The organism is Methylocystis sp. WRRC1 (genome assembly GCF_020733155.1).
Taxonomy (GTDB): domain Bacteria; phylum Pseudomonadota; class Alphaproteobacteria; order Rhizobiales; family Beijerinckiaceae; genus Methylocystis.
The window spans coordinates 1,779,209-1,805,781 of record NZ_JAJFZJ010000001.1 but is presented as its reverse complement, the minus strand read 5'-3'; the positions used below and the strand labels follow the sequence as shown (position 1 = coordinate 1,805,781).

The window sequence follows — 26,573 nt, the reverse complement described above, 5'->3', positions numbered from 1 at the left end:
AACATCGCGCATAAGCAAGAAAAGGCGTGCGAGCGCCCGCCATTTCTATTCGCGGCGTCGGCGTTAATGGCGAAGTTGATAATCTCCCCCCAATCAAAAGCTTCGGTCAAGCCTTCGGCGGCCCGTAATAGCCTGGCTTGGCGTGCGCTTCTTCGCGGAGCAACTTTGCCCCCTCGATGACATGCGGCGCGAGCCCCGCGCCGCCGGCATCGATCAGCGCCAGCAGTTCCTCGCGCATTCGCGGGTCCCAGTAGGTGCGCAGATGGTTGCGAATCCCTTCCGCCCGCCGCTCCGGCGGATAGGGCGCGAAGAAGTCGCCGATCTGGTTGGCCATCGCCGCGATCCGGTCGAGCGCCATCACCGGAATGGCGCCCTCCGCCTCTTGATGCGTCATGCTCATTCGGCGGCCTCCAGCGCTTTCGAACCCGGCTCCGCGTCCTGCTCGGGGCCGTTTGTGCGCACGACATCCACCGCGGTGACCTTATATTCCGGGCAATTCGTCGCCCAGTCCGAGAGATCAGACGTGACCGAGTTGGCCTTGGATTTGGCGTGGTGGAAGGTCGTGTAGACGACCCCTGGATTGACGCGCTCCGAGATCTTCGCGCGCAATTCGGTCTGGCCGAAGCGGCTCGAGAGCTTCACCCAGTCTCCGTCCCTGACGCCACGCGAAATCGCATCCTGTTCATTGAGTTCCAGCACATCCTCGGGATGCCACAGCGAGTTCGGCGTGCGACGGGTCTGCGTGCCGACATTATACTGCGTCAGGATGCGGCCGGTGGTGAGCAGCAGCGGATATTTGTCGTTCGTGCGCTCGGCCGTCGGCACATATTCGGTGAGCATGAATGTGCCGAGCCCGTTGGCGCGCGGGAACTTCTCGCGGTGCAGGACCTCCGTGCCCTCGGGCGCCTCCTCGTTACAAGGCCATTGCGCCGAGCCGATGCGGTCGATGAGCGCGAAGCTTATGCCACGATAGTTCGGCGAGAGCCGCGCAATCTCGTCGAGAACCTCGCCAGGGTTGGAATAGGAGACGTTGTAGCCCATGGCGTTCATGAGCTTCACCGTGATCTCCCAGTCCTGAAGGCCGGCGAGCGGCTCGATCACCTTGCGTACGCGCGAGACGCGGCGTTCCGCATTGGTGAAGGTGCCGTCCTTCTCCAGCGACGAAGAGCCGGGGAAGAAGACATGGGCGTATTTCGAGGTCTCGTTGAGGAAAAGATCGTGGAGCACGACGCACTCCATGTTCTTCATCGCGGCAATGACGTGGTGCTGGTTCGGGTCGCTCTGCACAGGGTCTTCGCCCATGATGTATATGCCCTTGAACGATCCCGCGACCGCGGCGTCGAGCATGTTGGGCAGGCGCAGGCCGGGCTCCGCGTCGAGCGGCACGCCCCATTCGGCTTCGAAGCTCGAGCGGGTGGCGTAATCCGTAACGAAGCGATAGCCGCTGAACACATGCGGCCAGCTGCCAAGACAGCTTCCGCCCTGCACATTGCCCTGGCCGCGCAGCGGGTTCACGCCGACGCCCTCGCGGCCAAGCATGCCGCAGGAAAGGCCGAGATTGCCAAGGCACATCACGCCCGTCGAACCCTGCGAATGTTCGGTGACGCCGAGCCCGTAATAGATCGCGCTGTTCGGGCCGCCTGCATAGATGCGCGCCGCCTTGCGGATGTCTTCGGAATCGACGCCCGCGAGTCGGCCGATGGCGTCGGGCGAATATTTGTCCGAGCCGACTAGAGCCTTCCAGTTCTCGAACTCGTTCACCTCGCAACGCGCCTGAACGAAGGCTTCGTTGTAGAGCTTCTCGCGCACGATGACATGCGCGATGCTGTCGAGGACCGCGACATTCGTGCCGGGCCGGATCGCGAGATGCACATCGGCCTTGATATGCGCGGATTCGACGGTCTCGGTTTTACGCGGGTCGATGACAATGAGTTTCGCGCCTTGACGGATGCGGCGCTTCATCAGCGAGCCGAAGACCGGGTGGCCTTCCGTCGGATTGGCGCCGACGACCATGATGACGTCGGCCTGCAGAATCGAATCGAAGTGCTGGCTCGCAGCGCCCGCGCCGACGGTGTTCGTCAGGCCGAACTGTGTCGGCGAGTGGCAGATGCGGGCGCAGTTGTCGATGTTGTTGTTGCCGAGCACCGCACGCGCGAATTTCTGCGTGAGAAAAATTTCCTCGTTAGTACAGCGCGAGCTGGAGACGGCGCCGACCGACTTCACGCCATATTTCGCCTGGATGCGCTTGATCTCCTTCGCGGCATAGGCAAAGGCCTCGTCCCAGCTCACGGGCGTCCATGGATCGTCGATCGAGGCGCGGATCATCGGCGTGCGCACACGGTCGGGCGAGTTGTAATAATCGTAGGCGAAGCGCCCCTTGATGCAGCTATGGCCGTGGTTGGCCTTGCCTTCCTTCCACGGGATCATGCGCACGATTTTGTCGCGGCGCGTCTCGGCCTTGAATCCGCAGCCGACGCCGCAGTAGGCGCAGGTCGTGACGACCGATTTCTCAGGCTTCAACGGGTTCGGCATGCACATATTCTCCTTCGAAAAGGCTCTTTTCCACGAGAGCATGACTGGGGCAAGCCTGCACGCAGGCGCCGCAAGAGACGCATTCGGATTCGAAGAAAGGCTGCTCCTGACCGGCGACGACTTTCGACTCGAAGCCTCTTCCCGCGATGGTGATCGCGAAGGTTCCCTGAACCTCGGCGCACGCGCGAACGCAACGGCTACAGACAATGCATTTGGCTGGGTCAAACAGGAAATAAGGGTTCGACTGGTCGACGGGTGCGTCAAAATGGTTCTTGCCGCCACCGTACGGATGGGTTTCCACCCCTTCTGCTTTCAGCGATTCATGGAGCTCGCTCCAACCACCCTCAAGTTCACTCTCGGGGAAATCAGAGAGGTAGAGCTCCAAAACGCCCTTGCGCAGACGCCTCAACGTCTCGGTCTGCGTCCTGACCTTCATGCCCTCGACTGCGGGAGTGGTGCAGCTAGCCGGGTATCCGCTACGGCCTTCGACCTCGACAAGACACACGCGGCAACTGCCGAAGGCATTGAGCATATCGGTTGCGCAGAGTTTAGGGATCGGCCGGCCGGCCTTCACTGCCGCGAGCATGACGGAGCTTCCAGCAGGAACGCTAACCGCCACCCCATCGATTTCGAGGGTCACGAGTGGCCCATCTCGCGGCGGTGTGCCAAAATCAATCTCGTCCTTCAATCCCCGCAGTTCAGACCACATTTGCCACCTCACAAAGACAAAGATGCTCTTCTTACTTTTCCGGGAGGCAAGCCCCTATGGAAACGCGCGGGCTCTCCTTCCTGTTCAGTTAGTTCGATCTGTCGCGGACTCAACCTGCTGATTTCATGCAACTGATTAGCCTCTCGTAGGGAGCCGCGTGTTCAAGACTTCATGCGACACGAGAAGCGTGAAGTCCTGATCCACGCCGTTCGTTGTAGGAATCATGAGGTCAGGCCTTCAATCGCCGCAGAGATCACAACAGAAGGATATTTAGTCACACTCGCATATCTCTCAATTTCGAATTATGGAAGATTCCCTTCCATTTTGGCAAAATCATCAGCGATATTTGTAATTCGCGGGGAAGATCTGAGCTGGCCCCGAGACTTCATGACTGGAGAGATAGTCTATTGATCACGAGGCGAAAACGAGGAACGGCATCTGGGGTCAATCCATGCCCAAATGATGATCACCATAGCGTCGAAATATCCGGCGCCGCTGATTGCCGGATATATCAGTGGCAAGAACCCAAACCATTTGCCCGGACCGCAAACGCGATGTCGCGCCCCGGTATTCCTGAGCGCAAACATCTGGCGTCGACAATCGGTCGGAATGACAATTCGATCCGGAAATATCTCCGCAAACAGCAACAAGAGGATCCATGCTTGGATCAGCGAAGCCTTTGACGATGAGGCGACGCGGCTCCACTCGGCGGTGAATAAATCGGTTACCTTCGGCGCCCCAACCCAACCGCCTTGAGCGGTTCGTGTGATCAAACCCGCGGTTTCGCCTTGGCCGATAAATAATTAGCGGTGTTGTCAGAAATAGCCTTCACGCTTTTTTTGCTCTAGCGAACCACCGTCTTCCCCATCACTGATTCGTCCCTGCCGCTCTGACATTTTTGCCGCAAGAGTTTCTTCGAGAACCGCGTCAATGTCCTTCGCCGTCGACTCGATAGCTCCAGTGACCGGCCAGCACCCGAGTGTCCGGAAGCGAACGGTTTTCATCTCAATTTTATCTCCCGGTTGAAAGCGCATTTTCAGTTCATCGTCGACCACGATGAACGCTCCATTGCGTTCAACAACTGGCCTGGGCGAGGCAAAATAGAGGGGCGCAAGATTGATCTTGCGCAAGAGGGAATAGCTCCAGATGTCGTTTTCCGTCCAGTTGGAAAGTGGAAACACACGGGCAGACTGCCCTTTACTAAGCCGCAAGTTATATTGTCGCCAAAACTCAGGGCGTTGTTGACGTGGATCCCAGACGTGCCCAGTGTTCCTCACTGAAACGATGCGTTCTTTTGCCCTGGATTTTTCCTCATCGCGCCGCGCGCCTCCGAAAATCACATCATACCCGCCTCGATTGAGAGCCTCCTTCAAGGGTTCTGTTCTCATTACCATTGTGTATCGATCGCCATAGTCGAACGGGTTGATGCCCTGGACGCGCCCTTCCTCATTCGCATGAACGACCAGTGAAAAGCCATTTTCACGTGCAAAGGCGTCGCGAAACTCAAGAAGAGAGCGGAATTCCCAAGTCGAATCGATATGAAGCAGCGCAAATGGCGGCTTTCCTGGATAAAAGGCGCGAAGCGCGAGATGCGCAAGAACGGTAGAATCTTTCCCGGCCGAAAAGAGCATAACGGGTCGTTCAGCTTCCGCCGTTGCTTCGCGGATGACGTGGATAGACTCTGATTCCAGCCATTCAAGATGAGCAACGCTGCGCATGGCCATCATGTCTCATGATTATGGAACCCGACGCCACAGATGCCTCGCGTAGCAAATGAAACGAGTCCGGCACGCTGGGATACGCCAAAATTGACTTACCCCAGCTCCCGCCTCGATCGCTTGCAGGAAAATCACCGAGCGTATTCCAGGCAGCCTGCAGCGTTTGTCTTTTGAGACCTGATTACGTCCTCGACGGTGCGCAGTCCCGGCTCCGGCGACATGACGAGCACGGCCATGTTGCCCGGCGCATGTTCGTTGCGCCACATCTTCATGTGCGCTTCGGGGATCTTGTCCCAGGCGAGCACTTCCGACATGCAGGGGTCGATGCGGCGATCGATCACCATCTGGTTCGCCGCCGCCGCCTGCTTCAGATGCGCGAAATGCGAGCCCTGGATGCGCTTCTGGCGCATCCACACATAGCGCGCGTCGAAGGTGAGGTTGAAGCCCGTCGTGCCGGCGCAGAACACCACCATGCCGCCGCGCTTGGCGACGAGGCAGGACACCGGGAAGGTCGACTCGCCCGGATGCTCGAAGACGATGTCGATGTCCTTCTTGCCGGTGATGTCCCAGATCGCCTTGCCGAACCTGCGCGCTTCCTTTGTCCATTCGTGGAAGTCCGGCGAATTGACCTTGGGGAGCTGGCCCCAGCACTTGAAGTCCTTTCGGTTGATCACGCCCTTCGCGCCAAGCGACATGACATAATCGCGCTTCGACTCGTCGGAGATGACGCCGATGGCGTTGGCGCCGGAGGCCGCGCAAAGCTGCACGGCGAAGACGCCGAGGCCGCCCGAGGCGCCCCAGACAAGGACATTGTGGCCGGGCTTCAGCTCGTGCGGCTCATGGCCGAAGAGCATGCGATAGGCAGTGGCCAGCGTCAGCGTGTAGCAGGCGGCCTCTTCCCAGGAGAGGTGCTTGGGGCGCGGCAGAAGCTGGCGGTCCTGCGCGCGGCAGAACTGGGCGAAGGAGCCGTCCGGGGTCTCATAGCCCCAGATGCGCTGCGAGGGCGAGAACATCGGGTCGCCGCCGTTGCACTCCTCGTCGTCGCCGTCGTCCTGATTGCAATGGACGATGACCTCGTCGCCGACCTTCCAGCGCTTCACCTTGGAGCCGACGGCCCAGACGATGCCCGAGGCGTCGGAGCCGCAGATGTGGAAGGGTTGCTTGTGGACGTCGAACATCGACACCGGTTCACCGAGCGATGCCCAGACGCCATTGTAGTTGACGCCGGCCGCCATCACGAGAACCAGCACGTCGTGGCTGTCGAGTTCCCATGTCGGCACGACCTCCAGCTGCATCGCCTTGTCCGGGGGGCCCTGGCGCTCACGGCGGATCGCCCAAGCGTACATGCTCTTCGGGACATGTCCAAGCGGAGGGATTTCACCAATTTCATAGAGATCCTTCAGCATCATTTCTCCTTGATCCAATTGCCCGAAAAGACTATAAAAACCTGTCGTCTGTGAGAAATTCGAAGTTAAGAATGAACCCTTCGGAAAATACGAACGGAGGAAGTCAAGCCGGCGCAGGAGCACGATGGTGGATCGCTTGACGCAATCACAGGGGAGGAAACGGGTAGAAGAGGCGAAAGCGGTTTTCAAATTCCGCGACCCCGGCGTTTTCGAATCGATAGCGCGACAGTCGACGCCGCGGGAACGAAAAATTTCCCTTGATGGGGCCAGTCGTCCCGATCCACAGAATGATTTATGAGCTTTTTAAACTATCATCACCTCCGATACTTCTGGGCGATAGCAAATGAAGGCGGACTGACGCGAGCGGCAAAATTGCTGAACGTATCGCCCTCTTCGCTGTCGGTCCAACTGAAGGCCCTGGAAGAGCAACTCGGTCAGCCGCTTTTCGAGCGTGATGGCCGCTCGCTGCGCCTCACCGAAGCGGGGCGCATCGCCTTCGACTACGCCAAGATTGTCTTCAAGTCCGGCGACGAGCTCCTGAGCACGTTCAAGAATTTGAGTCTTGGCCATCGTCGGATGCGCATTGGATCTGTGGCGACGCTCTCCCGCAACTTCCAGATCGAGTTTCTCAAGCCGCTGATCGACCGCAAAGACGTAGAACTGGTCGTGAAGTCGGGAGCGTTCGGAGAGCTTCTGAACCTGCTGGAAACCCATGTGCTCGATCTTGTTCTCGCCAATCAGCCGGCGACCATGGATCTGAATTCGGAATGGCAGAACCTGCTCATCGCCGAACAGCCGGTCAGCATCATCGGGCATCCCGAGTTATTGAAAAAAGCGAGAGGTAAAGGTGAAATTTTTAATTTTCCGAACGATCTCACAAGAGTGCCGATTGTTTTGCCCGGGCGCGGAGAAGCGATCAGGATGGCGTTCGACCGCATCATCGAAGAAGCGGGCATAGAACCAATCGTGCTCGCAGAAGTCGACGACATGGCGATGCTGCGTCTGATCGTCAGGGAAAGCCATAGCGTGACACTGGCGCCGCCGGTCGTGGTTAAGGACGAACTCGCGTCCGGCGCGCTCGTCGAGCTCGTTCGCATTGAGCAGATAAAGGAGTCATTCTACGCCATTACCCGAAACAGCCGCTTCGAGAACCCGCTGCTGACAGAACTTCTCGGGGCCGAGCGGCGGCGATCGTCGATGAAGTAAATCAAGACCCGGAATAACCGAAGCTCGAAACCTGGGTTGATCCGTTTCAGGAGAGCCTCGGAGTTTATTCAGACAAAGGGGTTGCCGGCTTGTTTGTAATCAGCAACGAAAGCGTCTAGGGGAAAGATGAGTTTTTCGGCGCTGGTTAAGGAGGCTCCGACGAAGAACTTCCCGGCAAGAATCGAGAGGCGGATTTCGAACGGATCGAGCCGAGAGCCATAGGTCGGCGTTTAATCGGGATGCCCGTTCCTGTGCCGCTTCAAAAACATATCGTATCTTTGCCTTATTGGCTGGGAGATTGTCGAGGATCAGATTGATCTCCCGCCTCGAAACATGGTGACGAGCTGGTTCATGAAGCTGATAACCTCGGTGCGCCTGCGTCTTTTATAATAGCGACCGACAACTTCGCCACTCTAGAAATCGAGCGTCGCCAACATGCGACTGTTCGTCTCGACCCCGTTTTTTGCTTCGGTTCCCCGTATCCTCGGCTACGAAAAGTCGGCGATACGGTCCATCGTACAGCGCACACCACTTCGACTCCGTGCCAATCGTTCAGCCGATCGCGCCCGCATCGCCGCGCCACCGGCGGCCGTCAGCGCAATTTACGCCTTCAGACGGGCTCGGTGTTCCGTCTTGCTGGAGCGCGCCAGGCACTCGATTTCGACGCGCGCATCTGAAGTCAAAAAGACCGGCGTTGCTTCAGAAAGTTGCACCGCGAGCGCTTGTATCACGGCTCGCTGACCAGTGATATTACACCCTAAACGGCGTCAATAATCCCCAGAATCCGGGCGATGGCGGGATTCCTTATTTTCCTCTGAACGGTCACCGCAAAAATTTTCTCCTCGACGCCGTGGATCGCGCCAAAAAATTCGAGTTCATACCGTTGTTGGACTTCCTGCTGAGCATCGGTCGGCGCAAAAGTAAATGCCTCGTAACTCGCGGCGACGCTCTTTCGTAGTTCGCTGTCCCCGATTTCGGACTTGATTTCTGGTTCAATTCCGTGAGTTTCGAACCAATGATCCAGCGATTGTCGTAACGAGCTCTGCTGAATTGGTAGCACGAACGGCGCGCGATGAAGTGACCGCGGGAAACCCTTTCTATAGCTTTTTACTTTGTATGCTGGGCCGAACAGCGATATTTCCAGGGTTGAAAGCAAGTGCCTAAATATGTTTTTTGATTCCGAGGATGGCGGGAGAGTGGTCAAGATCGCGAGATCGTAGGTGCGCAGTCGCAAATCCTGTATCATGCGTTCCGCATCGCCGCTGGCGCAATAAAAAGCCGGAGAATGCAGACCGTCTAGCGCTGGCGACAGCAACTGGAGCGCGATCGACATGTCGATGCCTTGGCAGACGCCGATCTTGAGGGTGCGGCTCTGTTCCGCCGACACGCCTTCCAGCCATTTTGTCAGTTCGTCACCGATGCTGAAAATTTGATCCGCATAACTGAAGACGAGCCAACCGTTCTCGGTCAGAACGAGTTTCCGGCCCTCCTTCCTGAACACCTTTGAGCCGATCGCCTTCTCGAACAGGGTCAGTTGGCCGCTGATGGTGGGCTGTGCGAGCCGCAAAATTTCACAGGCGTTCCTGATCGACCCTGTTTTAGCGACCATCCAGAAGTAATACAGGTGTTGGTAGTTAAGCCGGTCCAATATGAAAGCCTGTCATTTGTTTCTCGAATCTCATACATTGCAGGCATGGGAGCGGCTATTTCGCATTTGCGAAGCTGGCGTTCGGTTTTTTAAATAAATGTGACAGCGATGGCTCGAGCCAGAATCCGATATCGCCTTCCATTGCGATCTAACCGGAGTGAATCGTATGCCACCGGTGCAGGAAGACAGGGGCTTTCATCAGACAGAGCTCTCGAAACGTAATTTCGAAGCTGATGTGTCAAGGCGCGCATGGAGGCGCGAACGTATCGAAAAAAGCAAAGTTATGTTTGTCTTTTTGAATTTGTTGCGCGTCAGACTTTCTGCTACCAGTCGAAGCGGTCAAAAGCGGCACCCCCGGGCGAAAGTGAATCTCTTATCTGATCGAAGCGTACGACGAGTTTCGTTCGCGGCCATAGATCCAGCGGCGATCAGCAAGTCGTTGCGTCGCAGATTGCGGGCAGCATGAAAGCGTCATTCGACAGGCTGATCGGCGGCAAGCTGCTTCTGTTTCTCGTCACGCTGGGGATCGGATACGTCGACGTATTGTCGAATGTCTCCGGCCATAGCGTGCTGACGCCATACTCGGCGGGATCGCTTGAAGGCGTTACGCCGAGTTTCGGCGCCTGGGGAACTACTTTTTATCTTATTGGCGTAGCGCTAGGCGTGCCGCTCGCGAGGGTTCTTTCCGGTCGCTTCGGCGAATATCGCGTGTTGACTTACGGCTATCTCTGCTACGCGATCACCTCGCTGATTTGCGTCTCGAGCGATAGCGTTTTCATGTATGCCCCAACGCGATTTGTTTTTGGAGTGTTTGGCGGCTTTCTCGCGGTCGTCAGTCAGTCGGCGGCGCTCGGCGAATTGCCGGAAAGACAATACAAAATCGGACTCGGCTATTGGGCCGCGCTCGGCATATTGCCTTATACCCTGGCGGTCTTTCTTGGCGGTTTCTGGGCCGAGTATTTTTCCTGGCGTTGGCTCTTCTACGCCAACGCCACGCTGGGGTTTGTCATCTCGGCGATCATTGGCGCGTTGCTTTATGGTCGCGAATTCGAGCGCAAGATCGTGCGTTTCGACCTCGTGGGCTATGTGCTGCTCGTGATCACCTTGATCGCTTCGCAGATGATGTTGAGCCTGGGTAATGATTTCGATTGGTTTGGCTCTCCGCTTTTGTCGCTCGCATTGCTTACCGTGTTATTCTCCCTGCCCCTCTTCATCATCTGGGAATGGGGCGAACGTAACCCGATCGTAGATGTCCGGCTTTTTTCGCGCTCGAGTTACGCCATTGGCGTGCTCAGCGGCTTCCTCGGCTTTCTCGTAATACAGGGGCTGATGTCGCTGCTCTCGGTGCAGATGCAGCTCCTGCTCGGCTACACGTCTTCGCTCGTAGGCCACATCTACCTCGCGATGATGGTCGCGGGACTGCCGCTTGCGGGCTTTATGTACGAGCTTTCGAAAAAGCTCGATGTGCGTTTCGTGATCTGCTTAATGTGCATATGCTCGTCTGTCGTGCTCACCTGGATCGGGCTCTTCGACAAGAACGCCTCATATGACACGCTTACCATACCTGTTGTTTTCCTGGGCTTTTGTGTCGCAGCGCTCTCCGCGCCGACATCGACTCTCGCTACTTACGGGTTGTCGGGCCCGCTCTATAAGCGGGCGGCTGAAGAGTTCCTGTTGTTTCGACTCGTCGGCGGAGCCTTCGGCATCGCGTTCCAGAGCGTAATCTACTTTCGTCGGACGCCTTGGCATCAGCTCAATCTATCCGAATATCTCGGCGGGCGCCGCTTTGCCTCGCTCGACACGTTGGCCGCATTGACCCAACAGTTGCAGTCGTTGGGAGTTTCCGAATCGGTCACTCGTCGTGTGATTGCGCGCTCCATTCGTCAACAAGCGAGCATTCTCGCCATGGATGATGCATTTTTGCTCGGCGCCTTCATCATGTTCCTTCTTGGCGTCATCGTCTGGTTTGCGAAACTCCAGAAACCTTCCTCAAAACCGGTTGGCGCCCTGGCGTCACCGCCCGGTCAGACGATGGCGGAGCATTGATGCTTCTCATTCGTATAATTCATTGGCTGCCAGCAAAACTGGGGCAGGCCACTCGCGTCAGTGTCGCTGCATGCTCCTGCATTTTGCTTGCATCTTGCATGCCCACCAACCGGGTTGAACGCTCGCAATTCATCGAGCAGCCGAAAATGACCCGCACTCTATCGCAATCGGGACTTCCAGTTGTCGAAGGCGAAAAGGCCTGGCCTCGCGAGGAATGGTGGCGCGCCTTTCGCAGCGCCGAGCTCGACGCGATCATCGACAAGGCTTTGGCCGACAATCAGAACTACCGAAAGGCGCAAGACGCCCTGCGAGAGGCCGACGCCGCCATTCGGATTTCCGGCGCGCGCCTCCTGCCGGAAATCAATTCGCTTTTCGGTACGCGACAGTCGCGCATTCCTCAGAATGGCGTCGTCGCTTCCTACAATCCGGAACAGGGCGGCCTGGAAAAGACCATGGCCTTCCTCAATCCCCTCGCACTGACATGGGAGCTGGATTTCTGGCATAAAAATCGCGCGCTCCTCGACGCCGCGATCGGTGAGGCTGCGGCGCAAGCGGGCGAAACCGAACAAAGCCGGCTTCTGCTTACGACGGGAGTCGCGAGAGCATATTTGCGCGGCTACGCGTTGACACAGCAATTGGGCCTCGCGTCCACGTTGGTGAGGATGCGCCGAGAGCTGCGCGCGCTTGCCGATACACGATACCGGACCGGCCTCGATACGCTCGATGGCGTTCAGATCGCCCGCACCAATGAAGAGGCCGCCGTCCGGCGCGAGGCGACCGTCAGGGCGGCGATCACGCTGCAGCGGGATGCGCTTGCGCGGCTGATGGGCGAAGGGCCTGACGCGGGTCTCGCCGTTTTCAAAGGGGGTGGCAACATAGCGCCAGCACAACCCGCGCTGCCGAAATCTCTCCCGATCGAATTATTGAGGCGGCGCCCGGATCTGGCGGCCTCGCTCGCTCGGGCCGAGGCTTGGGCGGCGCGCATCCACGCCGCGAAAACTTTGTTCCTGCCCTCCATCGATCTTGCGCTTGGAGGCGGCTTCGAGGCCTCCGTCACCTCGACGAAGATCAGTAAGCTCTCAGGCTATCTCTTCAATCCTTCCGCGCTCGGCTATGTCGCCGCTTCGTCCATTCGATTGCCCGTTTTCCAAGGCGGCCGCCTGAGCGGCAATCTTGAAATACAGCGCGCGGAATATGATCAGGCGGTCGATGCCTATAACGACACGCTGCTGCAGGCCGCGCAGCAGGTCGCCGACGCGATCGCCAATCTCAGGCGTGCGCGGTCGGAATTTGACTCGCAAAGCCGCTTCGTTCAAGCGCGTCGAACCGAACTTGCGTTGTCGAAGGTGCGGCTGCGCGACGGCCTGCGCGACCGGCGAGAAATCCTGCAGGAAAGCGCCGATCTGCTCGATGCGATCTTTTCCCTGCGCGGACTCGAAGGCGATCGTCTCATCGCCGCTGTCGATCTCTATCAGGCGCTCGGCGGCGGCTTTGCAAATGGGCCGGCGCCCGATTATCCGAAGCCCGCGCCCGAGACCGATCCGATTACTCCGGTCGTCGAAGGAATCCAGTCGTTGACAGGCGGCTGAGGCGAGATCACGCGGGAGATATTTTTCATGCGGCAACCGGTGGGGTAATCAGCCGATGTCTCTGTCGAGAAAAAGCATTCGTGCGAGGCGGTCGTTTCTTCTCAAGGTCGTCTTCCTGGGGATTGCGATCGCGGCGTTCCTCGCGCTGTTCAAATGGCTCACTTATGATCGTGATCGCGTCACGACCGACAACGCCTTTGTTACTGGAAACATTATTCCGGTGATGGCCGACGCCACGGGCGTCGTCGCCTCTGTGAATGTCGAAGAAACGCAGTTCGTAAAAAAGGGCGATGTGCTGGTTCGGCTCGACGCCCAGCGCGCCCGCGCCGCGCTGGGTCAAGCCGAGGCAGAGCTCGGCCGCGCCGTGCGCGCCGTCGGCGCGCTCTTCGCTAATCGGCAGCAGGTATGCCAGAAGCTCGCCTCCCGTACGGCAATACGCGAAAGGACGCGGCACGATCTCGCCCGTTATCGTTCGGCTGCGCCGAGCGGCGCGGCGTCGCGCCAAATTCTTCAGAACACCGAGGACCAGCTCGCGGCGCAGGAAGCTGATCTGCGCGAGACGCGTTCGGAGCTGGAGGCGTTCGACGCGCGACTCGTCAATGCGACGCGCGTAAGACATCCCGATATCGAGGCGGCGAAGGCGCGTTTCAATGACGCATATGTCGAGACGCTACGCCAGAACATTCGCGCGCCGGTGACGGGCTATGTCGCCAAGCGACGCGTGCAGGTCGGCTTCCGCGTGAAGCCCGGCGATCAGATCATGAATATTGTCCCGCTCGACCATCTCTGGGTCGAGGCCAACCTCTGGGAGAACCGTCTCGAGAGAATCCGGCCAGGACAAAAGGTGGAAATCATCGTCGATTTATACGGTGGCAAGGAGGTCTATCACGGCACCGTGGAAGGGGTAGTGCCCGGCTCCGGCAGTGTTTTTGCCACACTGCCGCCGGACAATGCGACCGGAAATTTTATCCGCATCGTGCAGCGTATCCCCGTTCGAATTGCGATCGATCCGGAGGAACTCAAAAATCGGCCGTTGCGCCCGGGGCTTTCGACAATCACATCGATCGATGTGAACAGTACGCCCGTGTCGCCAAACGATTCGATCGTCAAGACGGCGACCAGCGAATATACGACGGAGGTATTCGACAAGGATTTGGCCGAAGCGCGGGCGCGCGCCGACGCCGTGATCAAGGAGAATTTGCTCGGCGCGGCGACCGGCGCCGAGCCCTGCGTCGTCGCCGAAAAATGAGTTGCGGCGGCGCCACGCTTTGCCTTGAGCGGAACGCACGGGGTGTCCGGTCCGATCGTTATTTTGCAGGCGTCGGAGTAAGCTGAATGGAGCGGAAGAAATACCTTCAGAATATCCTGCTCGGCCTGCTTTCCGGGCCGGTGCTTGCCGCGCTGATCCTGCTCGTTCCGCTGGGAATTCTGACGGGCCTGTCGGCCGCACTCAATCCATCGCTCGCGATGTACGAATTTGTGCCCGAAGAGGAGCTTCTCGCTCCCTTCGTCCTTATCGCCATACTAATCTCCGTGGCCAACGTCCGGCTTGCCCTGGTCATGTCCCGCGATGCGAAAGCCGGGCGCATAATACGAGCCAAAACCGATCGCTATGTCGACGATCCGAGCGGCGCGGAAAATATTCACGGTCATCGCGGTCGCATTCTGGCTGACGAACTAAGACGTTTCATTGCCGCGCATGAGGACACTCCCATTTCATTGAGCAAGCCGATCGGCGAAGATTACGGCTGGGGTTTCTGGGTTCGGGAAAAAGCTTTCTCGCCGGTCTGGGTCGCCATCGCGCATAGCGGCGGCATCGACGTGGATGAGCGCAAAGAAGAATACATCATCGCGATCACGTTGGAGCCGCCCATTCTTCCCTGGCGACGCCTGCGCTACAGACCTGACTTCCCGCTGAGAGACGAGATCGAGCAGCGCGTAACCGAGTTCCTCGCAGAGAAAAACATTTCCTATGCGATCGAGTCGGAAGAATGGGTTGATCCAGAGCCACATTCGCAACCGCCGCCGAGATTTTGATAACGCCAATGGTGGTCCTTGATTTCCGATGCGAAGCGCATCTCCTGCCGAAAGCTGAAGGCGCTCCTGCGCAAAGCCGCTGAACGCAATGTCGACGCCTTGTGGAGCAGGATCGGCGGTTTTCTCAACCAGTCCACGCCACGAGAATGCGCAAACTTACTCGCCATTGCAGGTCATGAGCCGCTTTGAGAAGAATCCGCTCTAGTAACGGTAAAAGTGGGAGAGGCAAGTTCAGAGCTCCGTAAATTGCCGCGTGGGGCGTATTTTTTAAGCGTTGCTGAACTCATTGCGACACATGTTGTCGCCGATATTTGCAGTCTGTCCGCGGGCCGCTGGGAGACACAATCAACGCCAGCACAGTCTCGACAGGCTCGCGCTCGCCTTCCGGAATTCTTGCTTCAGAGAGGGCGTATTTTGTAAGACTGCGACCTCGATGGCGTTCTTTCGATTTTCGACGACGGCGTCATTCGGCGTCAACGTCTCCGGCACACCCCAGAAACGGCCTCCTCGCCGTCGCAGAGATGGCGGAAGCCTTGCTTCTACTGCGCTTGATGCTACGTGAAGCATTTCGCCTCGCATCGCTCGATGTGGATCATCGCCCTCAGTAGATAGAGCAAATGAGCTGATCGAGATGGACCTTCTGGCTCATAGCTTGTCGCTTTCCGGCGTCGAAATGTCACCTGTCGGCAGAAAGGCTTCGCGCGTATTGGACAGATTTGTGCGGAACCCAGTTTCCTTGGACGACGGCGTCGAGACACCAGCGTGCATGGTCGAGCAGCGTCTTGCGCATCGCTTCACCCGCTTTGAAACCAAGCTCAAAGGCGAAGAAGGCGTTGACGCTCTCGCCGGCGATCGCGTCTGGCTCGCCGATAGCGGCCACCTCCGCCGCCGCGGGATGCTCTATCAGCCCGCTCTCCACCTCGAACGCGCCGATCAGACGGCCTGATCATTTGATGACGGAGTGGGCGCGTCGGACGAACCAGAAATATCCGTCGCTACCGTGGCGCGCGAGACCACCCGTGAGGTAACGGTCGCCGAGACAGCATTTCCTGTAGCGAGCCTCGTCATGCAAAAAGCCGCGCATCATTGACGGCGCCTACGGCCTTTCGTCGCGCGACTCCAGTATCCATGCCAGGCAGCGGGCGGTTTTCGCTCATGATCCCGCCCGGAAAGAGGGGCAGTTTGAAAATGGGTGGAGTTGATCGGCATGGAAAAAGGCAGTCGCCCACGCCATATCCGCCGGCATGGCTGGCGGTTTCTTGACGGCTGGCGACTTCAGCAGGGGTTCCACCGATCGACAATTCGAACAGCCGGTCTTCCACCCTTGTCGATCCATTGCAGAGTACGGGCGCGCGCGGCTACTCTGGCGCTTGCAAAAGGCTGATTCAGGAGTTGATCATGGACGTGCTCGAAGCAATCTCTACCCGCCGCTCCATTCGAGATTTCTTGCCCGAGGCGCCTTCGAGGGAGAAGATCATGGCGCTCATAGATGCCGCGACCCAGGCGCCGAGCGCCGTGAATCGTCAACCTTGGTCGTTTCTGGTGGTGCGAGACCGCGTGTTGCTCGACAAGATCTCTGACGCCGCCAAGGCGTTCATGACGAATACGCGGCCGCTCGAACTACCCGAGCAACTATACGAGAAGCTCGCCGATCCGAATTTCCATGTTTTCTATCATGCGCCAGCGCTGATCGTCGTTGCGGCTGAAGCAAAGGGGCCCTGGATTGCAGAGGATTGCGCGCTTGCTGCGGAGAATCTCATGATTGCCGCGCACGCTTGTGGCCTGGGGACTTGCTGGATCGGCCTTTCGCAACCTTTTCTCTCGACGCGGGAAGGAAAGCAGATGATTGGTCTTCCCGAGACTGAAACGCCATTTGCGCCGATCGTCGTCGGTTACCCGCGCGTGTCTGCCCCCGACTCGCCGCGCAAGCCGCCTCGGCTTCGTTGGATTGGATAGTGAATCCTGCCCATCCAAGATCATGGCCTCAGAGGCGGATGAGGATTGATAAGACGGCGGTTCTCAAAGCCTATTTCGATATTTTGGTCAGTAAATGACGATACCCGGTAACGATGCCTGAAGACGCAGGCTCGAAAAATTCGATTTAATGCAGGGGCGCCAGTCGTCTTCCGCAACGTGGGACATGGTCGGGGCGACAGAGAAGGCCGAAATGTCCCGGAAAAGGCGGCGATTGTCGGAACGATCGTTAACAGGCCATCTGCAGATTGCGTTGCACGCGTCTTTTAAAGGATCAGTAACGCATATCAGACCCTGCGATCGAGAAATGTGTCCTGCAGTCTCTGCCATTGCTCCCCTGTCGATGTATTGTAAATGAGAGTGTCGCCGTCGATCTCTCGCGATTTCAGGAGCGCCTGCATTTCGCGCCATGTGATCGGACCGACGACAGAACCCGCTTGTTCATAATACCAGACGCCCGCAGACGCGCCGTCCTCGACTTGTGGCGTTGCCTCGTGCGGCTGGGAAAGCGGCGCAGCGGCGACGTCTTCATCCTGTGTCCGGGCGCGTTTCTCTCTTTGGCCTCCGAACAAGATCGAGCGCAGCTTTTGTGCTCCTATGACTTGTTCTATTTCGAGATAGGCAAAAAACGGGATCAATGCGACAAACATAATGGTGCAAACAAGTACGGTGCCAGTAAGTTTTGCGCCCCCTAGCGTCGAGAAGAAGGCGGCTACGCCTTGCGCCGCGCTCTTGCCGTGCCACATGTCGAGAACGGTTTCCTCGATGACGCGAAAGAAAAATAGCAACCCGGCAAAAATCGCGGCTTTGAAAAGTATCGGCACGATCAGCGGCCTGTTTCTCAATTTATCGCCGATGCGCAACTCCTGTCCGACAAACACGACCTTCGCGAGAGCGAGCGCATTGAGGAACGCGAAGCCGATATGATATCCAAGGTTGCTCTCTCCAAGCAGGAGAGCTTTATGAAGAGCAAAAAGCGTCAGCAACACCCAGATATATAACGCTATCGCCAATAATTTCTTTGAGGTTTCAAGCGCGCGACCTCCAATACGCTTTAGCTGTTCATGCTGCATGGTACGGCTCCGTGTGGCGGCTCGAGACGTATTGGGGGCCCGCGGGGCGGCGCGGGCCGGAATTAGCACCGCATCAGACCTGGTCGCGTCAAAGAATGCGCAACGATTCTTAACTCTGTTTGCGTCATGTGGCAAAGCCGCGCCGCCGATCCCCTGGCGCGTGTCGCCGCGGGGGCGGGGCGTTCGGGGCGTCATTGATTGAGTTCGATCAATGGCCGCATGTTGACCTTCTTTGCCACATTCCCGGCGCGGCAAAATCTCCGACAGCAAAACCGTCAGCGCAGATGATGCGCCGCCGCACGATCGGCGTCGCAAAATTGTGCAGGCCATCCAGGAGTAAATCGGCCCTCAAAAATCTCTGATCCGGAGACTTCAGGTCATGCCAATGCAAAACTGTACGGGTCTGTGCAGAGCGGGCTGAAGTGACGCCGCCATGTCGACAAAAGGATTTGCGCACTTATTGACGAGGGGAGTGAGCCGAGAGGGTGATGGGGTTGCCCGCCGCTGTGATGGTGCCATGCTCGGTTCGATCGAACGTGATCTGTCCGGGCGGCGGGTCCGCTAATTTGCGTGGTTAGATTCATTCGTTTGTCGCGGTCAGCCAGATCGCGCGTCAACCATCCCAAGCAAAACAAGAAATGGATGCGATCAAGAACGATGTCGTCTTCTTCGATATTTGCGCGTAGATCGAAGAAGATGTTGCATATAGGCAACAGGTTGGTTGTTTGAAGACCAAATACCGCCACGGGATCACAATTCCGCCACTTATTGATCGTCCCTTTGAATCATTGCTCTCCTTGGGCAATTCCTCCCTTGACTTGGGCCGCTGATTGTCAGCGGCCTTTTTTCTCCTGGGCGCGCGGGCCGGACAGGCGCCGATCCGCGACGCGCCGGACTTTGCGTCTTTCAATTGCCTTTCGACGCAAAAAGCCCGACCGTCGTGGCCGGGCTTTCAGTTAAAATAGTCTGCGAATTCAAGTAACGCAGTGGCCTCAGACGGCCTGCATCGCCTCCGGCTTCGCGCGACCGCGCTTCACCATCAGCTTGTTGAGCGCGGAGACATAGGCGCGGGCCGACGCGACCAGCGTGTCGGGGTCCGCGCCACGGCCGGTCACCGATTTGCCGTCCTCGGAGAGCCGCACCGAAACCTCGGCCTGCGCGTCCGTGCCTTCGGTGACGGCGTGGACCTGATAGAGCTCCAGCGTCGCCTCATGCGGCGCCAGCGCCTTGATGGCGTTGAAGATCGCGTCCACCGGGCCGTTGCCGGTCGCCTGATGCGTGACCTTGTCGCCGTCGATGTCGAGCGTCAGCGCCGCCGACTGCGGACCATGTGTGCCGGCCATCACCATCAACGCCAGAACCTTGATGTGGTCATGGGCGTTGACGATCTCGTCGTCGACCAGCGCGATCAGGTCTTCATCGTAGACGAATTTCTTGCGGTCGGCCAAATCCTTGAAACGGTTGAACGCATCTTGCAGGGCGTTTTCGCCGAGGTCATAGCCCAGTTCCTTCAGCTTCTCGCGGAAGGCGTGGCGGCCGGAATGCTTGCCCATTACCAGCGAGGTCTTGGACACGCCGACGCTCTCTGGCGTCATGATTTCATAGGTGTGCGCGTTCTTGAGCATGCCGTCCTGATGGATGCCGCTCTCATGCGCAAAGGCGTTTCGGCCGACGATCGCCTTGTTGTATGGCACCGGGAAGCTCGTGACCGCCGACACCAGCTTCGAGGCGCGCGTCAGCAGCTTCGCGTCGATGTTGGTGTAGTAGGGCAGGGCGTCGTGGCGGGTTTTCATCGCCATCACGACTTCCTCGAGCGCGGCGTTGCCCGCGCGCTCGCCGATGCCGTTGATCGTGCATTCGATCTGCCGCGCGCCGCCGCGAACGCCGGCCAGCGAATTCGCGACCGCCAGACCCAGATCGTCGTGGCAATGGACCGAGAATATCGCCTTGTCGGAATTGGGCACGCGCTCCCGCACGGTGCGGAACAGCTGCTCATATTCCGCCGGCGTGATGTAGCCAACCGTGTCGGGAATATTGATCGTCGTCGCGCCGGCGTTGATGGCGATTTCGACGCAGCGGCACAGGAAGTCGATTTCCGTGCGCGTGCCGTCCTCGGCCGACCATTCGACGTCCGCCACGTGGTTGCGCGCGCGGGTCACGGACGAGGCGATCAGCTCCAGCACCCGCTCGGGCTCCATCTGGAGCTTGTATTTCATGTGCACGGGCGAGGTGGAGATGAAGGTGTGGATGCGTGGACGCTTGGCCTCGCGCAGAGCCTCGGCGCAGCGGTCGATGTCTTTTTCGGAAGCGCGCGCCAGACCCGCGACGGAAGCGTTCTTCACGCGCCGCGCCACTTCGCACACACTGTCGAAATCGCCCGGGCTGGCGATCGGAAAGCCGGCCTCGATAATGTCGACGCCCAGATGGTCCAGCAGATCTGCGACCTCCAGCTTCTCCTCGAAGGTCATCGAGGCGCCGGGCGACTGCTCGCCGTCGCGCAGGGTGGTGTCGAAAATCATGACGCGCTCGCCAGTCTGAGCGCCTTTGACGTTTTGATTGGTCATCTCGATAAGTTCCTGCTCTGCTGCGCCCGTTTGCGGGCTCCTGTCGTGGTCGCGTCGCATCCCCTGACGGCCTGGGCGGGAGCCCTGCGGGCGATCAGGGGCGACGAAGAAGCAGCAGGTCGGCGAGACGGCGCGGGGCTGCGGCGACGCAAATCGCGCCACGCGTTCTGGCGCGCGTCGTTCCGGCTCCATATGTGGCGGCGATAACGGCCACGGGCGATTGTCCTCGCATTGACGGCCGCACGGCCGAGACGCGGCAGAATAAAGCAAATGGGCGGCAGGTGGCAAGGACCAGTCGTCACATCGGCAGCGCTTTCGAATGATTAAGAAAAGTTCACTCGGCGGGGTCTTATTTTTTTCTTTCCGGCCAAATCCGCCTCTTGCCGAATCCGCGAATTGAGCCCTAACATTCGCCCATGGTCAAAACCGCCGTCTCCATTCGCCACGCCCGTCCCGGCGACGCCGAGGAAATCGCGCGCGTCCACGACGCTTCCTGGCGCGACGCCTATCGCGGCGTGATCCCCGGCGTCGAGCTGGAGCGGATGATTGCGCGGCGCGGCCCGAGCTGGTGGCATTCGGCGATCGTGCGCGGCACCGGCCTGCTGGTGCTGGATTACGACAGCCAGATCGTCGGCTATTCGACCTATGGCCGCAACCGCGTGCCGTCGATGCCCTATTCGGGAGAGGTGTTCGAGCTTTATCTCGCGCCTCAACACCAGGGTCTCGGTTTCGGACGGCGGCTGTTCAACGCCGCGCGGCGGGAGCTTGCCGAACACGGCTATCTGTCGACGATCGTCTGGGCGCTCGCCGATAATGACAAGGCGCTCCATTTCTATCGCAGGCTCGGCGGCCAGACCGTACGGCGGGCCGAAGAGCGTTTCGGCTCCGACATGCTCACCCGCGTCGCCTTCGGCTTCGTTTCGGCGCCGGTTCGCTGAGACTCAGCGCCCCTTCAGCCGAGCCAGCACTTCCCTGGTCGCAAAACCGTCGGCGGGCTGAATCCCTTCGCTGAGCTGGAAGGCGTGCACGGCGTTGCGGCTCGTGCGCCCCAGCTTGCCGTCCAGCGTCCCGTGATAGAGCCCGCGCTGGGCGAGAAGCTGCTGCATCGACTTCACTTCCGCGGTCGAGAGCGGCGCGACCTTTGGCCAGGGGGTGAGCGGAATCTCCCGTCCGGCGATGCGCTCGGCCAGCAGCGCCACCGACACGGCATAGGCGTCGGAGGTGTTGTACTGCCTGATCGCCTCGAAATTGTCGCTGATGATAAAGGCGGGGCCGGCCGCGCCCGCGGGGAGGTAAAGGCTGGCCGCGCCGCCGGTGGGCAGCGCGTCGCCGTCGGCGCGGGTGACGCCCAACGCCCGCCAGCGCCCGAAGTCGAGATCGAACGCCGCGTAGTCGAAATTCTCCGGCAACCGCGCCTCGACCACCGCCGGGAGTCCCGCGACCCAGCCGGATTTCGCCAGAAAATTGGCGATGGAGGCGACTGCGTCGGCGTGCGAGCGCCAGATGTCCGGCGCGCTCGATCCGTCGTCGCTCTCGGCGTATTTCAGATAGGCGGAGGGCATGAACTGCGGCTGGCCCATCGCGCCCGCCCAGGAGCCGCGAAGCTGGCCGCGCGTCGCGTAGCCCTTCTCCAGCATCACCAGCGCGGCGACGAATTCCTCGATGAAGGTTTCGGCGCGATGACCCTTCCAGGCGAGCGTCGCCAGCACGCGCAGCGCGTCGGCGGCGCCCGTCGCCGTCCCGAAATTGCTCTCGACGCCAAGTATCGCGACGATGATCTCGGGCTGAACGCCATGGCGGGCGCTGGCCCGGCGCAGGGGGCCGGCAAGCTCGGCGGCGACCGAGCGCCCGCGCGCGACGCGGCTATTCGTCACGGTCCCGGCCAGATAGGCGGGGATCGAGATGGTGAATTCGGCCTGCGCCTTGGGCTTTGCGAGCACGGCTGTTTCGGGCGTCAGGCCGGAAATTGCGGCGTCGAAGGTCTCGCGCGAGACGCCGGCCGCCTGGGCGGAGGGCCACAAACCTTCGAGAAATCCTGCGAAATCCGCCGCCCGGGCCGGCCAAATGGGGAGGATCGCGGCGCAGACGCCGAGAGCCGCCGCGCGCAGCAAAAGTCGGCGGTCGGGCGTAGTCGCGGGCGCGGCGTCAGCTTGCTTCATCATGTCTCCCCCCAACGCGCTTCTTTGGAAATATTACATCTTCGGCCATTTCGTTTGACAGGGGCGAAGCGCTGCCGTCTACTGTTCATAGCAACTGCACAATTTCAGGGAAGCGAGAAAAATCGCTGTCGGCCCGAATGACACATCAGCCTCTGACCACGAGTTTCAATAACTCGCTGCGCCTGCGCGAACAGCCTGCCGGCGTCGAAAAACCGGCTGATCACAAGACCAGGCTGCGCAGCGCCGGCCTTCGTCCAACGGTTCAGCGACTGGCGCTGAGCCGGCTGCTGTTCGGCAAGGGCGATCGTCACGTCAGCGCGGAGGCGCTTCACGCCGAGGCCCGCGAGGCCGGGCTGACAATGTCGCTCTCGACCGTCTACAACACGCTCAATCAATTCGCCGAGGCTGGCCTGCTGCGCGAGATCGCCGTTCAGGGCCCGCGCACCTATTTCCATACGCGCACCTCGCCGCATCACCACTTCATGGACGAGGCGACGGGCCGCATGTTCGACGTGGCCGACGGCTCCATCGAATTCGCACGCCTGCCGGCGCCGCCGGAGGGAATGGAGATCGTCGGCTGCGACGTCATCATCCGCATCCGTCCCAAAAAGGGCTGAGCGCGGGATCGCTCGAACTGCGCCGCAACCGCCGGCTCCATGAGGGAGCCGCCTCGTGACAATCGCGCTTTCCGAAAATGTCACGTTCGGGCTTTGACAAGGCCTGATTTTTCTGGTCATCCCGTCGAACTCTGCTGCCGCGCTTTGTTCACAGGGGGCGTTTTGACGATCCGTGCTCAGTCGACCCCCGAAAGATTGGCTTTCGCTGATGTCCTGCGCGGCCTTGCGGCTCCAACGGTCGTTTTCGGACACTTCATCGTGCTTTACCTCCAGGCGCCCCAGGTCGTCGCCGGGATCACGATGGGCGAGCCGATCCAGCCCGTCGCTTTTCCCGCCGTAATCGACTCGCTCTATTCGATTTTCAATCTTCCCGGCATAGGGGTGGCCGTTTTCTTTCTCATCAGCGGCTTCGTGATTCCGCTCTCGCTCGACGGCGCCAGCGTGCCCGGCTATCTGCTGAAACGTCTGCTGCGCATCTTCCCAACCTATTGGGCGGCGCTCGCGATCGGCGTCGCCGCGACCTACATTTCCGCGGCCTACTGGTCGAAGCCGGTCACGCATACCGTCGTCGATTATTTCGCCAACACTTTTCTCATTGCGGATTTCTTCGGGCGGCTCGACATCATCTCGGTGATGTGGACGCTGCAAATCGAGGTGAAATTCTATCTGCTCGCGCCGTTGTTTCACGCGTCGCTGCGCAAGGGGTCGCTGTCGCGCGTCCTGCTCTGGGGCGCCGGCGTGGTCGCGGGCTACTGGTTTGCGATTTCCGGCTGCGAAAGCAGCGACGTCGCCGCCTGCTGGGGCCGTCTGGGCTTCATTTCGCGTTTCACATGGGAGGCGGCGTTCATCATCTACATGCTGATCGGTTCCGTCCTTTATGCGCATTATCGCAAATTCATCAGCGACCGGCAGACCGCCTTCGGCGTCGCTTTCCTGCTCGGCTGCTTCGCCGCCGCCGTCCCTCTGTCGTCGGCGCCGGCGCTTGGCGCGGTGTATGGTCTCGCGTTTTTCTGGGGCCTGCTGATTTTTCTCCCGTTCTATTTTTTCCGCGCCAGGGTCAGGTTGAACCCGGTGTTCCAGTTTCTCGCCGATATCAGCTATCCGCTCTATGTCGTCCATCCATTGCTGGGCTATGTCGCCATGCGGCTCATGATGGCGGCCGGTCTGCCTTATCTCGTGGCCTTCCCCGCCGCGCTGGCGCTTGTGACCGGCGTCGCGATTGCGATTCATGTTTATGCCGAAGCGCCTTCGATCGCGCTTGGCAAACGGCTCGCCGGGAGGCTGTCACGACCTTCGCAAAAGACGCTTCAGCCCGACGCGGCGGCACATGCCGCGCAGCGGGAAACGTCGCCCAATTGAGCGCGCCGGCGGAGTGAGTCGACGCCGCGGTCGTCTCGCTCAGGCGCCTGAATTCCCATGCGGCGCTTCATTCACGCGACGGTCGTTTTCTGCTGCGTCTACGCTGCTCAAACGAAAGGCGGCGGAAGCAGAGTTACAGAAAGCTGCAAGCTTGAGCTGTGTTGAACGGCTCGCGAGCCATCGACAATTTTTCAGGAATTGTGGCAAATTTGTGCGATAAATGTGAACTAAGCGCTTGGCAAAATCCCTGAACTGTTACACCCTGAGTCGGAAGTTACATATTTGCTATCGGCGGTCGGTTCCTGATCTCGGCATCGAGCGAGCCCCGACTTTCTTGTTCGGCTGCGTCAGCAAAGAAGGGCGCAACGAGACAGCATTCGCAATATTTGTGACTGAGGAGGGGCTGAATGAAACGCTTATGGACACCCTTGTCGTGCTTTCTTTCCCTATGGTTTGCCGGTTCGGCCGCCGCGCAAACCGTCCCCGTCAAGACGATCGTCATTTACAACAACTCCAAGACACAGACGATCTATCCTGTAATCCAGGCGCCAATTCGCGCCAATGACCTCTGGATGCAGGCGCATTTCAATGTTCCGCACGCTGCAGGACAGCCATTCGCCAGCACCAAGTTGTACAAGGCTTACATCAACAGACAGAAAGGCGTCCTCCCCGGGCAGTCCGTATCGATCAGGGTTCCCTTTTATACTCAGCTGCTGCCCGTAACGCCCGTCACGAATGGCGATTATCCAGATCAATATATCGACTGGTGGAACGCCATGCGCGTCTATCTCTTCGATGGCGTGACCGCCGCCAGAGCGGCCTTCAATTACAATAATGACTCTGCTGGCAAGACGATTCCGCCGACGCCGGTCAGTCCGCTCGCCGGCGCGCAGATCCCGACCTGTGCGCCGAATAACACTTTCAATTGCGAGGCGCCGACGCTCGTGTCCTATGGCGTCGGCTATCCCTGGCCCATTCCGGCGCAACTGCTCGAATATACTTTCGCCGCCGCGAATGGCCCGCCTCTTCAGCAGAATTTCAGCATCGACTACAGGATCGTCAATTTCAATATTTCCGGCGTGGATTCGGTCTACATGCCGGCCGCCATGGGCGTGCTCGGCAATGCGAATGTCCAGTATCTCGGCACCGTGCAGGCGGCGGACGATTTCAGAGCCCAACTCGCCGTTTTTGCGGACGCAGGGAACAAATGGCCGATTTTCGTTCCGGCCTATTACACTGCGCAAAAACCGCAGACGCCGCTTCCCAGTCCTCCCGCCGGAGTCCAGCCCTATCCCCAGCCTCAGGTTCCTTCTGCCAATTTCGTGCTCGCGGAATCGTACAGGAGGCCGACGCCGGCTCCTCCGGTGCTCACCTCGAACGTCAATGGCGTGACCAAACTCGGCACAGTGGCGCAGAGAATGGTGACCTTGTGGAACAAATGCACATCGAGCACGACAAACACGAGCAAAACCTGCGTCAAGCTCAGGAACGTCTATGCGTTCTTCAAGCGCAACTACACAGAGACCTGCGGCCTTCCGCTTCCGTTGCCGCCGACATGGTCGCTGATGCGCGATGTCTATGGCTGGGTCGAGTTCCCCAATTGCCCGCAGGGCCCGCAGTATAATCTCGCTGCGACGCCCGGCTACAAGGCGGCTTTCGCGGATTACTGCGACCTTCAGTACAATTATCTGGACCCGACAACGCCGCAGCTGGACATCTTCAATCCTTATGTGCCGCTGCTGCACCAGACGATCCAGACGAACGCCTACGCCTTCTCGGTCGACGATGGCATAGCCTTCAAGAGCGCGCCCGGAACCGGGCTCGTGATCACCGTCGGCGGACCGAAGGGCCTGCCGAATCAGACGCAGACGCCGCTGCCGACGCTCCAGACCTACAAGGCGAGCTGTAACGGCTGAGCGCCGAATTCGAAGGGCGA

General features: G+C 59.3%; 19 protein-coding genes and 2 pseudogenes. 11 read left to right on the top strand and 10 right to left on the bottom strand.

The features are described 5' to 3' along the window. Nucleotides 1-106: 106 nt before the first annotated feature. The 4 genes and pseudogenes from LG047_RS08700 to ccrA all read right to left on the bottom strand — a co-directional run bounded on the left by LG047_RS08700 (nucleotide 107) and on the right by ccrA (nucleotide 6,368). Nucleotides 107-400: a formate dehydrogenase subunit delta gene (locus LG047_RS08700; RefSeq protein ID WP_051134219.1), complete on the bottom strand. Its 294-nt coding sequence runs from the start codon at nucleotides 398-400 to the stop codon at nucleotides 107-109. Next, nucleotides 397-3,241: pseudogene (gene fdhF, locus LG047_RS08695) on the bottom strand (formate dehydrogenase subunit alpha). Before fdhF ends, LG047_RS08700 begins: the two are co-directional and overlap by 4 nt. An 815-nt stretch (nucleotides 3,242-4,056) precedes the next feature. Further along, nucleotides 4,057-4,959 (bottom strand): sulfate adenylyltransferase subunit CysD, encoded by a 903-nt coding sequence (cysD, locus tag LG047_RS08690; RefSeq protein ID WP_227968460.1) that lies wholly within the window; start codon nucleotides 4,957-4,959, stop codon nucleotides 4,057-4,059. A gap of 131 nt (nucleotides 4,960-5,090) precedes the next feature. Next, nucleotides 5,091-6,368: a crotonyl-CoA carboxylase/reductase gene (gene ccrA, locus LG047_RS08685; RefSeq protein ID WP_227966323.1), complete on the bottom strand. Its 1,278-nt coding sequence runs from the start codon at nucleotides 6,366-6,368 to the stop codon at nucleotides 5,091-5,093. 291 nt (nucleotides 6,369-6,659) lie between these two features. Between ccrA and LG047_RS08680 the strand changes: the two genes are divergently transcribed. Next, nucleotides 6,660-7,571: a LysR family transcriptional regulator gene (locus LG047_RS08680; protein ID WP_227966322.1), complete on the top strand. Its 912-nt coding sequence runs from the start codon at nucleotides 6,660-6,662 to the stop codon at nucleotides 7,569-7,571. A 757-nt stretch (nucleotides 7,572-8,328) separates the two neighbouring features. Here the strand turns inward: LG047_RS08680 and LG047_RS08675 are convergent. Continuing rightward, nucleotides 8,329-9,219 carry a LysR substrate-binding domain-containing protein gene (locus LG047_RS08675; protein WP_227966321.1) on the bottom strand — a complete coding sequence of 297 codons (891 nt, stop codon included), beginning with the start codon at nucleotides 9,217-9,219 and terminating at the stop codon, nucleotides 8,329-8,331. Nucleotides 9,220-9,762: 543 nt separating this feature from the next. Here LG047_RS08675 and LG047_RS08670 point away from each other — a divergent pair. The 5 genes and pseudogenes from LG047_RS08670 to LG047_RS19740 all read left to right on the top strand — a co-directional run. Then, nucleotides 9,763-11,265 carry an MFS transporter gene (locus LG047_RS08670; RefSeq protein ID WP_227966320.1) on the top strand — a complete coding sequence of 501 codons (1,503 nt, stop codon included), beginning with the start codon at nucleotides 9,763-9,765 and terminating at the stop codon, nucleotides 11,263-11,265. Beyond that, entirely contained in the window at nucleotides 11,265-12,854 is a 1,590-nt protein-coding gene (locus tag LG047_RS08665) for an efflux transporter outer membrane subunit (protein ID WP_227966319.1), read from the top strand. The genes LG047_RS08670 and LG047_RS08665 overlap by 1 nt, the downstream gene beginning before the upstream one ends. A 55-nt stretch (nucleotides 12,855-12,909) precedes the next feature. Further along, nucleotides 12,910-14,103 carry an HlyD family secretion protein gene (locus LG047_RS08660; RefSeq protein ID WP_227966318.1) on the top strand — a complete coding sequence of 398 codons (1,194 nt, stop codon included), beginning with the start codon at nucleotides 12,910-12,912 and terminating at the stop codon, nucleotides 14,101-14,103. A gap of 86 nt (nucleotides 14,104-14,189) precedes the next feature. Beyond that, nucleotides 14,190-14,891, top strand: coding sequence for a hypothetical protein (locus LG047_RS08655; RefSeq protein WP_227966317.1), 702 nt, complete (start codon nucleotides 14,190-14,192; stop codon nucleotides 14,889-14,891). A gap of 51 nt (nucleotides 14,892-14,942) precedes the next feature. Then, nucleotides 14,943-15,080 (top strand): annotated as a pseudogene (locus LG047_RS19740) (IS630 family transposase); the annotation flags it as partial. A 487-nt stretch (nucleotides 15,081-15,567) separates the two neighbouring features. On the opposite strand, the gene LG047_RS19735 reads toward LG047_RS19740, so the two are convergent. Next, entirely contained in the window at nucleotides 15,568-15,771 is a 204-nt protein-coding gene (locus LG047_RS19735; protein ID WP_370635069.1) for a hypothetical protein, read from the bottom strand. Between the two features lie 184 nt (nucleotides 15,772-15,955). Beyond that, on the bottom strand, nucleotides 15,956-16,213 hold the full coding sequence (locus LG047_RS08645; protein WP_227966315.1) for a hypothetical protein: 258 nt from the start codon (nucleotides 16,211-16,213) through the stop codon (nucleotides 15,956-15,958). 76 nt (nucleotides 16,214-16,289) lie between these two features. Between LG047_RS08645 and LG047_RS08640 the strand changes: the two genes are divergently transcribed. Further along, nucleotides 16,290-16,847 (top strand): nitroreductase family protein, encoded by a 558-nt coding sequence (locus tag LG047_RS08640; RefSeq protein WP_227966314.1) that lies wholly within the window; start codon nucleotides 16,290-16,292, stop codon nucleotides 16,845-16,847. Nucleotides 16,848-17,152: 305 nt separating this feature from the next. Here LG047_RS08640 and LG047_RS08635 read toward each other — a convergent pair whose 3' ends face one another. Further along, nucleotides 17,153-17,938, bottom strand: coding sequence for a DUF4339 domain-containing protein (locus LG047_RS08635; RefSeq protein WP_227966313.1), 786 nt, complete (start codon nucleotides 17,936-17,938; stop codon nucleotides 17,153-17,155). A 992-nt stretch (nucleotides 17,939-18,930) separates the two neighbouring features. After that, the gene (locus LG047_RS08630; protein WP_227966312.1) at nucleotides 18,931-20,502 is read right to left on the bottom strand and encodes a 2-isopropylmalate synthase; all 1,572 of its coding nucleotides are present in this window, start codon (nucleotides 20,500-20,502) and stop codon (nucleotides 18,931-18,933) included. Between the two features lie 416 nt (nucleotides 20,503-20,918). On the opposite strand from LG047_RS08630, the gene LG047_RS08625 reads away from it, so the two are divergent. Continuing rightward, nucleotides 20,919-21,440 carry a GNAT family N-acetyltransferase gene (locus LG047_RS08625; protein WP_227966311.1) on the top strand — a complete coding sequence of 174 codons (522 nt, stop codon included), beginning with the start codon at nucleotides 20,919-20,921 and terminating at the stop codon, nucleotides 21,438-21,440. Nucleotides 21,441-21,443: 3 nt separating this feature from the next. On the opposite strand, the gene LG047_RS08620 is transcribed toward LG047_RS08625, so the two are convergent. Next, nucleotides 21,444-22,664: a lytic murein transglycosylase gene (locus tag LG047_RS08620; protein ID WP_227966310.1), complete on the bottom strand. Its 1,221-nt coding sequence runs from the start codon at nucleotides 22,662-22,664 to the stop codon at nucleotides 21,444-21,446. 134 nt (nucleotides 22,665-22,798) lie between these two features. On the opposite strand from LG047_RS08620, the gene irrA reads away from it, so the two are divergent. From irrA to LG047_RS08605, 3 genes are all read left to right on the top strand, one after another. Then, nucleotides 22,799-23,278 carry an iron response transcriptional regulator IrrA gene (irrA, locus tag LG047_RS08615; protein WP_227966309.1) on the top strand — a complete coding sequence of 160 codons (480 nt, stop codon included), beginning with the start codon at nucleotides 22,799-22,801 and terminating at the stop codon, nucleotides 23,276-23,278. Between the two features lie 195 nt (nucleotides 23,279-23,473). Beyond that, the gene (locus LG047_RS08610) at nucleotides 23,474-24,637 is read left to right on the top strand and encodes an acyltransferase (RefSeq protein WP_227966308.1); all 1,164 of its coding nucleotides are present in this window, start codon (nucleotides 23,474-23,476) and stop codon (nucleotides 24,635-24,637) included. 407 nt (nucleotides 24,638-25,044) lie between these two features. Further along, entirely contained in the window at nucleotides 25,045-26,553 is a 1,509-nt protein-coding gene (locus LG047_RS08605) for a hypothetical protein (protein ID WP_227966307.1), read from the top strand. Nucleotides 26,554-26,573: the final 20 nt, after the last annotated feature.

Bases quoted from the DNA above. Each gene is read 5' to 3' on its own strand.
- LG047_RS08700 (WP_051134219.1), bottom strand. From the start codon at position 400: ATGAGCATGACGCATCAAGAGGCGGAGGGCGCCATTCCGGTGATGGCG.
- cysD (WP_227968460.1), bottom strand. From the start codon at position 4,959: ATGCGCAGCGTTGCTCATCTTGAATGGCTGGAATCAGAGTCTATCCAC.
- ccrA (WP_227966323.1), bottom strand. From the start codon at position 6,368: ATGATGCTGAAGGATCTCTATGAAATTGGTGAAATCCCTCCGCTTGGA.
- LG047_RS08680 (WP_227966322.1), top strand. From the start codon at position 6,660: ATGAGCTTTTTAAACTATCATCACCTCCGATACTTCTGGGCGATAGCA.
- LG047_RS08665 (WP_227966319.1), top strand. From the start codon at position 11,265: ATGCTTCTCATTCGTATAATTCATTGGCTGCCAGCAAAACTGGGGCAG.
- LG047_RS08660 (WP_227966318.1), top strand. From the start codon at position 12,910: ATGTCTCTGTCGAGAAAAAGCATTCGTGCGAGGCGGTCGTTTCTTCTC.
- LG047_RS08655 (WP_227966317.1), top strand. From the start codon at position 14,190: ATGGAGCGGAAGAAATACCTTCAGAATATCCTGCTCGGCCTGCTTTCC.
- LG047_RS08640 (WP_227966314.1), top strand. From the start codon at position 16,290: ATGGACGTGCTCGAAGCAATCTCTACCCGCCGCTCCATTCGAGATTTC.
- LG047_RS08635 (WP_227966313.1), bottom strand. From the start codon at position 17,938: ATGCAGCATGAACAGCTAAAGCGTATTGGAGGTCGCGCGCTTGAAACC.
- LG047_RS08630 (WP_227966312.1), bottom strand. From the start codon at position 20,502: ATGACCAATCAAAACGTCAAAGGCGCTCAGACTGGCGAGCGCGTCATG.
- LG047_RS08625 (WP_227966311.1), top strand. From the start codon at position 20,919: ATGGTCAAAACCGCCGTCTCCATTCGCCACGCCCGTCCCGGCGACGCC.
- LG047_RS08620 (WP_227966310.1), bottom strand. From the start codon at position 22,664: ATGATGAAGCAAGCTGACGCCGCGCCCGCGACTACGCCCGACCGCCGA.
- irrA (WP_227966309.1), top strand. From the start codon at position 22,799: ATGACACATCAGCCTCTGACCACGAGTTTCAATAACTCGCTGCGCCTG.
- LG047_RS08605 (WP_227966307.1), top strand. From the start codon at position 25,045: ATGAAACGCTTATGGACACCCTTGTCGTGCTTTCTTTCCCTATGGTTT.